This window comes from Chryseobacterium sp. 1B4, from assembly GCF_036631475.1.
Classification (GTDB): domain Bacteria; phylum Bacteroidota; class Bacteroidia; order Flavobacteriales; family Weeksellaceae; genus Chryseobacterium.
In genome coordinates this window covers 1-12,741 of the sequence record NZ_JAPNUF010000005.1, presented here as the reverse complement: position 1 = coordinate 12,741, position 12,741 = coordinate 1, and the positions used below count along the sequence as shown (strand labels likewise).

Genomic DNA, 12,741 nt, shown 5'->3' with positions numbered 1-12,741 from the left:
CAATTAAAAGTAATAGTTGATAATTTTGTAAAATATTAATTATTTGTCACTAATTTTGCGGCAAAGATAAAAGTTATTATTAAAATAAAAAATCAAAGATGAGCAAAGAATTTGTTGACGTTCTTGTAATCGGAGCCGGACCTTCCGGATGCGTGTCTTCTTCATACTTAAAGAAGAATAACGTCAACGTGAAAGTAGTCGAAAAAACAAAATTTCCCAGACTGGTAGTGGGAGAAAGCTTAATTCCGAGGGTAATGGACCACTTTGACGAGGCCGGACTTTTCCCTGCATTGGACAAAATGGGCTTTGAAAAGAAGCTTGGTGCGCGTTTTCTTCGCGGTGACGAAATCTGCATTTTTGATTTCAGCAACAAATTCGGGGAAGGCTGGGACTGGACATGGCAGGTTCCCAGAGCTGATTTTGACAATACGCTTGCTCAGGAAGTGATTAATAAAGGAATTGATCTTGAATTTGAGACTGAAGTTATTGATATTAAGTTTGACGGAACAGATTCTGTGACTACAGTAAGAAATAAAGATGGAGAAACGAAAGAGATCCACGCTAAATTTGTTATCGATTCCAGCGGTTATGGAAGAGTATTGCCCCGTTTACTGGACCTTGAAAAACCTTCAAAACTATCTCCCCACTCTGCTATTTTCTCTCATGTACATGACATTAACAGAGAGCCTGGAGAGGAAGGAACTTTAATTTCTTTTGACATCATCGAAACAGAAGTATGGCTTTGGGTCATTCCTTTTTCTAACGGAAACACAAGTTTAGGGATTGTAGGCCCTACTGAATATATTGACAAGTTATCTGAAAACGGAGATACCACTGAAGCCTTAAAAAAGCAATCTCTCTTTCCGATTATTATGTAAAGCGTTTCGGGAATGTAGATTTCCTTTTTGAACCAAGACATTTGAAAGATTATTCCTGCTCGGTAAAAAGTTTATTTGGAGACGGATTTGCTTTAACGGGAAATGCATCTGAATTCCTTGATCCTGTTTTCTCTTCAGGAATGGCTTTTGCCACAGAATCAGGAATGCTGGCCGCCAAACTTGCCTTGAGACAGCTTAATGGAGAAAAAATTGACTGGCAGAAGGAATACACAGACTATATTTTATATGGAGTGGATGTTTTCACTACCTATGTAAAAGAGTGGTATACCGGAAATCTTCAGGAGTTATTCTTTCATCAGCCGGAAAATCCTGATGTAAAGAAAAAGATATGTGCAGTTTTAGCGGGTTATGTCTGGAACAAAGACAATCCTTTCGTAAAGAAACATGATACAGTGATTAAAAATCTTGCGAACCTCATCAAACTGGAAAAACAGGAACAACAAAATCAAGCATAAAAAAACGGTCTGAAAATTCAGACCGTTTTTTGTTATTTTAAAGATTTTTTGATTTCTCTTCCCAAATACCTTCCGGCAGATTCATAAGCTGATGCTATTCTTCCATACTCCATTACAAATTCTTTATTTTGCACAAATTTATCAAACTTTTTAAGTTCTATTTCAGCTAAAACTGTAGAAGGATTATTGGTTTCCACCAGTTTTATTTTCCCGGTTATTTCGGCAGTCATTGCTGTAATTCCGGCATGCCAGCCAGGAAAAATCCAATTTGTCTCTACCAACAGGGTATATTTTGCGGCTGCATCTTTTTTAAATGAAATATTTTTGTAAGTTTTATTCAGTCCTTTTGCGAAATAATCCACATAATATTCCTTTTTGTATTTTTCCCATTCTTCAATCCATTTTTTCCAGGCTTCTTCGCCTCTTTTAGGATTTTCAATAACTTGTTTTTTTCTGTTTTCAAGGTACTGAGCTTCTGTAATATTTTCTTTCATAAATAATACATTCTCAAATTTTACCTCAACATTTACTTCGGTCTGATCTTTCAAAACCCCCAGACTTCCGGCAACTATTTTCATTTTCTCTTGTCCGAAAGCTGTTGTCATTATAACTAAAAAGACCAGCAATAATAATTTTTTCATAGGGTATTAGCTTTTATTTTAAGAACCCAAAGATATTATAAAAGAAAGTTCTATTGACTCTTTATTTTAAATTTTATCTCAAATCAATAAAAGTAATAGGTTTCCTGCTGCTTGGATTAAAAACTGTTTTAGACAGAATATCAAAATCAATAATTTCAATTTTCGGGCTTACTCTTAGTTTGGCCCGGAAGTGATCTCTTACTTCATTTACAAAGGTTTCATGCTCTTCTTCTGTGCTTAATTTGATGATAATTTCATCTAGTCCAATTTCGTTGGCCTGAATAACAATCTGATAGCATAAGATATTGTTGAAATCATTCAGGATATCATTCATTGCCGGTGGATACAATGTTGTTCCCTTATATTTGATCATCTGCTGTTTCCTTCCTATCACAGGTCCTAACCTCATCGTATTTCTTCCGCACTGACATGGCTCATGGTGAGCTTTTACAATATCTCCTGTTTTAAATCTTAATAAAGGAATGGCTTCCACCCCTAAAGTTGTAATGGTAAGCTCCCCGCTCTCTCCTTCTTTTATGGGATTGCCTTCATCATCCAGAATTTCTGTGATGATCAGCTCCGGATGGTGATGTCCTCCGATCTGGAACTCACATTCTGTAAAAGCGGTGCTCATCTCAGTAGAAGCATAGGTGGAAAAAAGTTTGATATCCCACTTTTCTTTGATCTTCTGTGAAAGGATATTATCTGTAAAATCCTGATTTTTGATACTTTCTCCAATACATACGGCTCCATACACGCTTGAATTTTTATAATCCAACCCATGTTTTTCGGCATAGTCAATCATTTTCAAAAGAAAAGAAGGCACTGTAATCAGGTATTTCGGTTTGTATCTGAAAATAGAATCCCACTGCAGTTCAGGAATTCCCGGTCCCATTCTCACCACGCTTGCCCCCATTTTTCTTAAGCCTAAAAAATAAGCAAGTCCTGCCATAAAACGTTTGTCGATGGTTGTAATCATCTGCACAACATCTCCTTTCTGAATTCCTGCACAGGCAAATGATATGGCTTCATTGTAAGCAAGTCTTTCAAGATCACCATCAGACAATCCGAATGTCACAGGATCTCCCAATGTTCCGGAAGTGGTACTGTAATCAACAATTTTATCAGGTGCTATGCAGAAAAAATCATGATTATGCTGCTGAAGATCATTCTTTGTGGTGGTAGGAATCTTCTGAAGATCTTCCAACGTAAGAATATCGGCAATATTAATATTATTTTCTTTAAACAGCTTCTTATAAAAAGGCGAATGGCTTTCCAGGTAAACCAAAAGCTCATGAAGTTTTTCTTCCTGAAATTTTTTGATTTCCTGAATCCCTGCTTTCTCAATTGACGGATGAAATTCCAATGATTTTAATTTTTAAAAAGCAAATTTATTTAAAATTACATGATTGTAAGATGTATTCATGTAAAATGTATTCAAGATTTCTACCATAGCTTTTATCTCCGGAAGGCAAAGGTCTGTATGTTTGTATTTCCAGCAGTATTGATGGTGGTTACTTTTAAAGTATGAGAACCGGACCCTTTTGGACATTTTTCATCAAAGACATACACAAAATCATCTTTTACACGGGCAAATCTCAGCCATATTCCGTCCAGTTCAGCCCGGAATGAAACAATATCTCCCACTTTTGCGGTTCCCTTTAGTCTCAAAGAGCTGCTGCTGATCAAAGCACCCTCATTCCAACCTGGCGAAACGGATGGCAAAGTATTATCAATCACCAACTGCGCTGTACCCAATCTGTTGAACTGTCCTTCTGCCCGGTCAGCATTCCATTTTGCTTTTACGAAATCTTTATCACTCCCGTAATCAAGAATAATAACAGCTTTGTCTTTTTCTGTACTGGATAATTTTCTGTTGGGATCTATTTTCAAAATATATTCATCATGAACCGGAATATATGGATTATGTAAAACAATACTGTTCGAAGCCGCATCCGGATGAGCGGATGTTTTTTCATAGGCATTGAAATTTACAGCATCATAGAACGCATTTTTACTGAAAATGATTTCTGCATTTTCGGTTGTAAGCATTTTTCCTTCATTAGGCACAACTGTTTTACCTGAAGATGCAATTCCTGTTCCTGCATTGCTCAACTGGACTTTGGTGGCTAGCCTGCTGGTATTACCTTTTACATCCTTTACAACAATTTCGATATTGTGAACATCTTCATCCTGAAGATTGATAATTCCTGAAAGATCAGACACACTATAATTTTGCAGTTTCATCCCCGGCAAAGCAGACAAATGCTGAATCCCCATTTTGTCTCTGATGAATTTCGTATAATCGATACAACCGTTGATATATCGGGTATCATCATAATGTACTTTATCAATTTTAAAACTGTACATCAGCTTACCATCCATCAATAGTTCTGCATTATAAATCCCAAGATTAAATCCCTGATTGGCTTTATCCACAGCCTTAATTCCGAAACTTATCTTCGGTGAACTGACTCTTATAACATCTGCAGTGTAAATACCTCCTACTTTTTCACTGCAATTCCGTTCGCTCCTGGCTCATATGTACTGAATCTGCGGTCATACCAATACAATCCACTGATAATGGGAGCTACAGAATCCGGAATATTAAATCCAAACAATAAAGGGTTAAGACATTCTTCCGTTTTGGTATCTCTTATTTCGAAATGCAGGTGCGGACCAGCAGATCCTCCGGTATTTCCACTCAATGCAATCTGTTGTCCTTTTTCTACCGGAAACTGTCCGGGCTGAAAAGTAATATCCTGTTCCCACTTTTCGTCTTTGTACTGCTTTTCCTTTACAAATTCATCGAGCTTACCAAAGTATTTATTCAGGTGAGCATATACTGTGGTATAACCGTTGGGATGAGTGATGTATATTGCATTACCAAAACCATATCTTTCTACCTTTATCCTGCTTACATAGCCTTCTGCCGCAGCTAGAACCGGTAAATTTTCCTGACTGTTGGTTCTTAAGTCCAGCCCCATATGAAAATGGTTCGTCCTGATAGCACCAAAATTAGCCGCCAACTGCATGGGAATATTCAGCGGGTTACGGAAATAGTTTTGAGGGTAATTATTCTGGGCGTTTATGATGATTGTACAGATAAAACAGATAGCAGCCATCAGTTTGGAGAAGATTTTCATACAGCATTTGGGTTTATAGGTCTACTTAAATGTACAAAATTCCGGCCAACAAGAGGTTGCTGCACCAGCATTCTTAAGATCTTTGTGAACTTTGCGCAATCATTAGGCTTTGGCTAAAGCCGTTGGATTTGCCTTTTATTATTTAAGCGGGCTAAAGCCCGCTCCTATTGAATACATTTACGCTAAATTTTATATAAAAAACACCCAGAAAAATTCACATATTCACCATTCACCATTCACTTTTACCTTACATTTTATTTATATTTCTGAAATTGAACTTTTTAATAGATGATATCAAAATAAAACATATATTATAAACCGACAAATTTTAGTAAATTTGCAGACTTAATTAATCAACGATATTGAGATATTTACAATGAGCCAATTTAAAGAATACAAAAACCTCAACCTTATTGACGTAGCAGAGAATGTAGCGGAATTTTGGAAACAAAATAAAACTTTCAATAAGAGTGTTGAGATTCGTCAGGGAAATCCTGAGTTTGTTTTTTATGAAGGTCCGCCTTCAGCAAACGGTATGCCCGGAATTCACCACGTAATGGCAAGAGCATTGAAAGATATTTTTTGCCGTTACCAGACCCAAAACGGGAAACAGGTTTTCCGTAAAGCAGGCTGGGATACGCATGGTCTTCCTGTGGAACTGGGTGTAGAAAAAGAATTAGGAATCACGAAAGAAGATATTGGCAAAAAAATCTCTATTGAAGACTATAACAAAGCTTGTCGTGAAGCCGTAATGCGTTATACCGATGTCTGGAATAACCTTACGGAAAAAATCGGATATTGGGTAGACCTTGATGATCCGTACATCACGTACAAGTCAAAATATATGGAAACGGTTTGGTGGCTGTTGAAGCAATTGTATGATAAAAACTTATTGTACAAAGGTTACACGATCCAGCCTTACTCTCCAAAAGCGGGAACAGGACTTTCTTCTCACGAGCTTAACCAGCCTGGGACATATCGTGATGTTTCGGACACAACGGTTGTGGCTCAGTTTAAAGTGAAAAAAGACTCTTCAGCATTGTTCAACGATGTTGACGGGGATGTTCATATCCTTGCATGGACGACAACTCCGTGGACACTTCCATCCAATACTGCTCTTACTGTAGGAAGAGATATTGAATATGTTTTGGTTAAAACCTTCAATCAATATACATTTGAACCTGTAACTGTAGTTTTATCAAGCGCTCTTTTACCTAAAGTCTTCGGTAAAAAATATGCAGAAGGTACAGATGAGGATTTTGCCAACTATACTCCGGAAACCAAAGTAATTCCTTTCAGAATATTAAAAGAATTTACAGGGGAAAAACTTGTTGATACGAGATATGAGCAGTTAGTTCCTTGGTTTACACCTAATGACAATCCTGAGAATGCATTCAGAGTAATCTTAGGGGATTTCGTAACGACAGAGGACGGTACCGGTATCGTACACACAGCGCCTACTTTTGGTGCGGATGATGCGAGAGTTGCTAAAATGGCTCAGCCTGAGATTCCTCCCATGTTGGTAAAAGATGAAAATGACAACCTTGTACCATTGGTAGATTTACAGGGTAGATTCATCAAAGGGGAAAATGTTCCAGAGGTGTTTTCAGGAAAATATATCAAAAACGAATATTACGATGAAGGAACAGCGCCTGAGAAATCATGGGATGTGGAACTTGCGATCCTGTTGAAAACGGAGAACAAGGCCTTCAAAGTAGAGAAATATGTCCACTCTTATCCACACTGCTGGAGAACAGATAAACCGGTATTGTACTATCCGCTGGATTCATGGTTTGTGAAAATGACCGCTGTAAAAGACAGACTGGTTAACCTGAACAAAGAAATCAACTGGAAACCCAAAGCTACCGGAGAAGGACGTTTTGCCAACTGGCTGGAAAATGTAAACGACTGGAACTTATCCCGTTCAAGATATTGGGGTATCCCGTTACCGATCTGGAGAACAGATGATCTGAAAGAAGAAAAAATCATAGGTTCTGTAGAAGAACTTTATAACGAAATCGAGAAATCAATTGCAGCAGGACTGATGGCCGAAAACCCGTTCAAAGGTTTCATCATCGGAAATATGGCAGAGTCTAACTATGAGCTTGTAGATCTTCACAAAAACGTGGTTGACAAAGTGGTATTGGTTTCTGACTCAGGAAAAGCAATGAAGCGTGAAAGCGACCTGATCGACGTTTGGTTCGATTCAGGGTCTATGCCTTATGCACAGTTGCATTATCCTTTTGAAAACAAAGAATTAATTGACAATAATAAAGCATTCCCGGCTGACTTCATTGCGGAAGGTGTTGACCAGACCCGTGGATGGTTCTATACGCTTCACGCGATCGGAACTGCAGTGTTTGATTCAGTTGCTTACAAAAATGTAATGAGTAACGGTCTTGTTCTGGATAAGAACGGACAAAAGATGTCAAAACGTTTAGGAAATGCTGTAGATCCATTCGAAACACTTGCAGTTTACGGACCGGATGCTACCCGTTGGTATATGATCTCCAATGCCAACCCTTGGGAAAACCTGAAGTTTGATATTGAAGGAATCGATGAAGTAAGAAGAAAGTTCTTTGGAACCCTTTACAATACGTATTCATTCTTTGCTCTGTATGCAAATGTTGACGGATTCAATTATTCGGAAAAAGAAGTGGAAAACCGTCCTGAAATCGACAGATGGATCCTTTCTGAGCTGAACCTTCTGATCAAGGAAGTAAAAGCATTCTATGAAGACTATGAACCGACAAGAGTAGCAAGAGCAATCAGCACTTTTGTGAATGACAACCTGAGTAACTGGTACGTAAGACTGTGCAGAAGACGTTTCTGGAAAGGAGAATATTCTGATGACAAAATCTCTGCTTATCAGACTTTATACACTTGTCTTGAAACAGTAGCCAAGCTTTCCGCTCCTATTGCTCCGTTCTTTATGGATCAATTGTATCAGGACCTGAATAAAGTAACAGGAAAAGAAAACTGTGAATCTGTACACCTTACAGATTTTCCGGTAGCTGATGAAAGCTTAATCGATCAGGATCTGGTTGAAAAAACACATCTGGCTCAGAACATTACAAGCATGGTCTTCTCTCTGAGAAAGAAAGAGAATGTAAAAGTTCGTCAGCCGCTACAGAAAGTATTGGTTCCTGTATTGGATTCTAAAACAGAAGAACAGATTCTAGCTGTTGCAGACCTGATCAAGCAGGAAGTGAACGTAAAAGAATTACAGTTAATCAATGCGGAAGAAGCATCGCATTTAATTGTTAAACAGATAAAACCCAACTTCAAAGCGCTTGGTCCTAAATTAGGAAAAGACATGAAGCTGGTAGGTGCAGAGATTGCTAATCTTAGTGCAGAACAGATTGCCGTTCTTGAAAAGGAAGGAAAAACAGATGTTCAGGGATATGAAATTACCCTTGATGATGTAGAGATTTCTACCAAAGATATCCCGGGATGGACAGTAACTTCTGACGGAAAAACAACTGTGGCATTAGATTTGACGTTAACCGATGAGTTAAAATCTGAAGGAATCGCAAGAGAGTTCATCAACAGAATTCAAAACCTGCGAAAAGACAAAGACTTTGAACTGACAGACAAAATTTCAATTGCATTGGAAGAAAGCTCTCCTTTCTTGAATGATATTAAGAAAAATGAGGAATATATTTCTTCTGAAGTCTTGTCAAATAAAATAGAAATTGTATCTTCACTTTCAAATTTTAACGAAATCGAAATAGATGAGGTTAATTTTAAGATAAATATTGAAAAAATTAACATGTAGTTATTGTATTTCAAATTCCATTTCATAATTTTATTAAAAAGAGAAAGAATATGTCAGACGAAAGAGTTAGATACAGCGATGCTGATTTACAGGAATTTAAAGCGATCATTAAAGAAAAAATAGAAAAAGCAGAAAAAGATCTTCAGCTTATCCGAGAAAGTTTCATCAACGACCAGAATAACGGAACGGATGATACGTCTCCTACTTTCAAGGCTTTTGAAGAAGGAGCAGAAACGTTAAGCAAAGAGCAGAATTCTATTTTGGCAGGAAGACAGGAAAAATTCGTGCGTGACCTTAAAAATGCTTTGATCAGAATCGAAAACAAAACGTACGGTGTTTGCAGAGTGACAGGAAAATTGATTCCTAAGGAAAGACTTCTGGCTGTTCCTCATGCTACGCTGAGCATCGAAGCGAAAAATATGCAGAAATAGCCGTAAGGTTTGTAAAATAATATTGGGTTTATATTGTATTCAAGGATACTTTATAAACCTAATTTTTAATGTATACCCATGAGCGAATTATTAATTTTGGGCGTTATCATCGCAGCAGTATTGTTGTTTGTCAACAGGACATGGATCAAAAACAGATTTTTCCTGATCCGCAGAAAAACTATACTATTGATGACAAATTCAATGCTGATAAACGTGAACGGGAGAAAGAAATCGACAGACTTCTGAGCAAAATGGGCAAAAACGGAGTGAATGATCTCTCTGAAAAAGACAGAAAGAGACTCGATGAGCTGTCTAAAATGTAACAATTAAATAAAAGAAATGGAATCTATCATAGTACATCCTAAAAATTCTATGGAACTGAGTGCACTGAAAAGTGTTCTGAAGGAAATGGGCATTAAATTTGAAAAAGCTCACGTTAAAAGCTCGTTTAACGGACAGAAAGTAGTCAAGAAAGCAAGCGACAACAAAAATGTAAAGCCGGCAGCAAAGCCTTCAAAACCTAAAGGACAGTAATGAAAAAGATTTTAGCGATAACCTTTTTAGTGTTGTTAATTGACCAGGCTTCAAAAATTTATATTAAAACTCATTTTGGGCTAGGTGACAGTGTTTCTGTTTTTCCGGGTTTCAAACTTACTTTTGTTGAGAATCCAGGAATGGCTTACGGATTTCATTTCGGAGGTATTATCGGAAAATATTTTCTTGTTATCCTAAGAATTTTCCTGATCGGAGGAATGCTGTATATGTTTAAAAAATGGTTAAAAGAAGGAGCATCCAACTACCTTCTGATTCCAATGGCCATCATTTTTGCAGGGGCTATCGGGAACCTTATTGACGGAATGTTTTACGGAATGATCTTCGACAGCGGGAGTATCTATGATGCAAGTGTTGACAGATGGCTTGATTACGGTGGAGTTTCTAAACTTGTTCCTTTTGGACATGGATATTCTTCGTTTATGAAAGGATGTGTAGTAGATATGCTGCACTTCCCGCTGGTAGACTGGTATGTGCCTGAAAGCTGGCCTTTGATAGGCGGAAAACACATTGAGTTCTTCAAGTATATTTTCAATGTTGCCGATTCTGCGATTACCGTGGGAGCAGCATTCTTATTGATATTCAGAAAAAAAGCTTTCCCGAACGGTCTGGAGTTTTAAAATGACATATTTTCGGATGAAAAAATAATCAAAAATATTTTTAAAATTTTCCTGCTTCTTCTGGTTGCAGGAATTATTTTTATTGCCTGGGCAAATTACAGCATTAAAAAAGACAGCGAATCCTTCATTTCTTATAATATTGCTGATCTGCCTGAAGCAAAAACAGGTTTATTGCTGGGAACCGGGAAACTCCTGAACAACGGACAGCCAAATGCTTATTTCTACAACAGAATAAAAGCTGCAGGTGATGTATACAAAAGCGGAAAAATACAATACATTATTGTCAGTGGTGATAACAGTACCAAGGATTATAATGAACCTGAAGATATGCAGCTTGCCTTGATACAGGAAGGAGTTCCAAAGGATAAAATTATTTTGGACCATGCGGGATTCAGGACACTGGATTCTGTAGTAAGAGCCAAGGATATTTTCAGCCAGACCAGACTCATCATCATTTCTCAGAAGTTCCATAATGAAAGAGCCGTTTTTCTGGCCAGAAAAAATGGGATGGAAGCCTTTGGGTACAATGCAGCTGATGTAAATAAATATGCAGGGTTAAAGACTAATATGAGAGAGTATGCAGCCAAAGCTAAGGCCTATTGGGATCTGCTTTTCGGAGTAGAACCGAAATTCGGAGGGGAGAAGATTATGATTCCTTGATTTTTTCCCACAGATTGCAGAAATCGTCACAGATGATTGAGAAAAGAGAGATGATTATTCCGGATGGATAGATTTTGGCTAAAGGCAATGGATGGATGTTGAATTAAGCTGGCCGGGCTGAGCCCACCCCTATTGAATTTTAATAACAACATCTTTTATCTTTTATCTTTTATCTTTTATCTTCGTTATTCCCGGCAAACCTCGTAAATTTGCTATTCATTAATTTTTAAATATAAATTGTAAACAAATGTCAAGAATTCTTACCGGCATTCAAGCCACCGGAACACCCCATCTTGGAAATTTATTAGGGGCTATTATTCCTGCGATCGAACTATCCAAGCAGGAAGGAAATGAATCATTTTTATTTATTGCGAATCTTCACACACTTACACAGATTAAGGATGCGCAGACTTTAAGACAAAATACCTACGAGATTGCTGCGGCTTGGCTTGCTTGTGGGCTGGATACTGAAAAAACATATTTCTACAGACAAAGCGATATCGCTGAAACCTGTGAACTTTCTTGGCATTTATCATGTTTTTTTCCTTATCAAAGATTAACATTGGCCCATTCATTCAAGGATAAGGCAGACAGGCTTCAGGATGTGAATGCAGGTTTGTTTACTTACCCTATTCTGATGGCTGCGGATATTTTGCTGTATGATGCAGAGATTGTTCCTGTTGGAAAAGACCAGCTTCAGCACCTGGAGTTCGCCAGAGATGTCGCGTCAAGATTCAACAATCAGATGGGTGAAGTTCTTGTATTGCCACAGTCTGAACTTCAGGAAGACACCAAATATGTTCCCGGGACAGATGGTCAGAAAATGTCAAAATCCAGAGGAAATATCATCAATATTTTCTTACCGGAAAAGGAACTTAAAAAACAGGTAATGAGCATTGAAACGGATTCAAAAGCTTTAGAAGACCCTAAAGATCCTGAAACGGATAAAGTTTTTGCTATTTACCAGCTGATTGCTACTCCTGAACAAACCGAGGAATTAAGAGCCAAATATCTTGCCGGAAACTTCGGATACGGACATGCTAAAAAGGAATTGCTGGATCTGATTCTGGTACGTTTTGAGAAGGAAAGAGAAACGTTCAATTATTATATGAATAATCTTGATGAGCTTGAAGCAAAGCTTCAGCAGGGCGCTGAGAAAACCAGACCTATTGCTCAGGAAACCCTTAAAAGAGTAAGAACAAGCTTAGGATTTTAATGCTAAGTTTTTTATCATAAGAAAGCCTTTCGTTTTGAAAGGCTTTTCTATATAATATAGCTGCTGTTATTTTTAGTGAGAATAAAGTAATGCATATGATCTGCATATTCATACTTAATTTCCCATCCCGGATACTGCCTGATAATAGTTTTAACGATAGACAGCCCCAATCCGGTAGAAGTATGATCTGACCCCTGCTTATAGAACCTGTTAAATATCCTTGCCGAATCCAGCGGCACAGAGCTTCCGCTGTTTTGAAATGTTATTCTGTTATTTTCAACGATAATATTTAGGGTTCCTTCTTCATTATTGTATTTGACTGCATTCTTAAGAAGATTAGACA

At 37.7% G+C, this 12,741-nt stretch carries 12 protein-coding genes and 1 pseudogene; 8 read left to right on the top strand and 5 right to left on the bottom strand.

From position 1 onward, the window contains the following. Positions 1-98 precede the first annotated feature (98 nt). Positions 99-1,354 (top strand): annotated as a pseudogene (locus OWR28_RS03650) (NAD(P)/FAD-dependent oxidoreductase). A 32-nt stretch (positions 1,355-1,386) separates the two neighbouring features. On the opposite strand, the gene OWR28_RS03645 reads toward OWR28_RS03650, so the two are convergent. From OWR28_RS03645 to OWR28_RS03630, 4 genes are all read right to left on the bottom strand, one after another. Continuing rightward, positions 1,387-1,995 carry a hypothetical protein gene (locus tag OWR28_RS03645; protein WP_332385532.1) on the bottom strand — a complete coding sequence of 203 codons (609 nt, stop codon included), beginning with the start codon at positions 1,993-1,995 and terminating at the stop codon, positions 1,387-1,389. 73 nt (positions 1,996-2,068) lie between these two features. After that, positions 2,069-3,361: a flexirubin biosynthesis putative acyl-CoA ligase FlxY gene (flxY, locus tag OWR28_RS03640; protein ID WP_332385531.1), complete on the bottom strand. Its 1,293-nt coding sequence runs from the start codon at positions 3,359-3,361 to the stop codon at positions 2,069-2,071. Between the two features lie 92 nt (positions 3,362-3,453). Further along, positions 3,454-4,434, bottom strand: coding sequence for a hypothetical protein (locus OWR28_RS03635; RefSeq protein ID WP_332385530.1), 981 nt, complete (start codon positions 4,432-4,434; stop codon positions 3,454-3,456). 65 nt (positions 4,435-4,499) lie between these two features. Beyond that, a complete protein-coding gene (locus tag OWR28_RS03630; RefSeq protein ID WP_332385529.1) occupies positions 4,500-5,141 on the bottom strand; it encodes a M23 family metallopeptidase in 642 nt (213 codons plus the stop codon). Between the two features lie 376 nt (positions 5,142-5,517). Here OWR28_RS03630 and ileS point away from each other — a divergent pair, with 376 nt between their 5' ends. The 7 genes from ileS to trpS all read left to right on the top strand — a co-directional run bounded on the left by ileS (position 5,518) and on the right by trpS (position 12,398). Further along, a complete protein-coding gene (gene ileS, locus OWR28_RS03625) occupies positions 5,518-8,919 on the top strand; it encodes an isoleucine--tRNA ligase (protein ID WP_332385528.1) in 3,402 nt (1,133 codons plus the stop codon). 50 nt (positions 8,920-8,969) lie between these two features. Next, entirely contained in the window at positions 8,970-9,350 is a 381-nt protein-coding gene (locus OWR28_RS03620; protein ID WP_002983772.1) for a TraR/DksA family transcriptional regulator, read from the top strand. A gap of 140 nt (positions 9,351-9,490) precedes the next feature. Further along, the gene (locus OWR28_RS03615) at positions 9,491-9,673 is read left to right on the top strand and encodes a DUF6576 domain-containing protein (protein ID WP_332385527.1); all 183 of its coding nucleotides are present in this window, start codon (positions 9,491-9,493) and stop codon (positions 9,671-9,673) included. 16 nt (positions 9,674-9,689) lie between these two features. Further along, positions 9,690-9,884, top strand: a complete 195-nt coding sequence (locus tag OWR28_RS03610; protein ID WP_002983775.1) for a DUF2683 family protein — start codon at positions 9,690-9,692, stop codon at positions 9,882-9,884. Beyond that, a complete protein-coding gene (locus OWR28_RS03605; RefSeq protein WP_002983777.1) occupies positions 9,884-10,522 on the top strand; it encodes a lipoprotein signal peptidase in 639 nt (212 codons plus the stop codon). Before OWR28_RS03610 ends, OWR28_RS03605 begins: the two co-directional genes overlap by 1 nt. A 6-nt stretch (positions 10,523-10,528) precedes the next feature. Further along, complete coding sequence (locus OWR28_RS03600; protein ID WP_494168428.1) at positions 10,529-11,182, top strand: SanA/YdcF family protein; 654 nt, start codon at positions 10,529-10,531, stop codon at positions 11,180-11,182. 247 nt (positions 11,183-11,429) lie between these two features. Continuing rightward, complete coding sequence (gene trpS / locus OWR28_RS03595) at positions 11,430-12,398, top strand: tryptophan--tRNA ligase (protein ID WP_332385526.1); 969 nt, start codon at positions 11,430-11,432, stop codon at positions 12,396-12,398. 47 nt (positions 12,399-12,445) lie between these two features. Here the strand turns inward: trpS and OWR28_RS03590 are convergent. Beyond that, positions 12,446-12,741: ATP-binding protein (locus OWR28_RS03590; protein WP_332385525.1), on the bottom strand; the 296-nt coding region annotated here is incomplete at its 5' end.

Excerpts from the sequence above, each read along its gene's own strand:
- OWR28_RS03610 (WP_002983775.1), top strand. The coding sequence starts at position 9,690 with ATGGAATCTATCATAGTACATCCTAAAAATTCTATGGAACTGAGTGCA.
- OWR28_RS03620 (WP_002983772.1), top strand. The coding sequence starts at position 8,970 with ATGTCAGACGAAAGAGTTAGATACAGCGATGCTGATTTACAGGAATTT.
- ileS (WP_332385528.1), top strand. The coding sequence starts at position 5,518 with ATGAGCCAATTTAAAGAATACAAAAACCTCAACCTTATTGACGTAGCA.
- OWR28_RS03605 (WP_002983777.1), top strand. The coding sequence starts at position 9,884 with ATGAAAAAGATTTTAGCGATAACCTTTTTAGTGTTGTTAATTGACCAG.
- OWR28_RS03615 (WP_332385527.1), top strand. The coding sequence starts at position 9,491 with ATGGATCAAAAACAGATTTTTCCTGATCCGCAGAAAAACTATACTATT.
- OWR28_RS03645 (WP_332385532.1), bottom strand. The coding sequence starts at position 1,995 with ATGAAAAAATTATTATTGCTGGTCTTTTTAGTTATAATGACAACAGCT.
- trpS (WP_332385526.1), top strand. The coding sequence starts at position 11,430 with ATGTCAAGAATTCTTACCGGCATTCAAGCCACCGGAACACCCCATCTT.
- OWR28_RS03630 (WP_332385529.1), bottom strand. The coding sequence starts at position 5,141 with ATGAAAATCTTCTCCAAACTGATGGCTGCTATCTGTTTTATCTGTACA.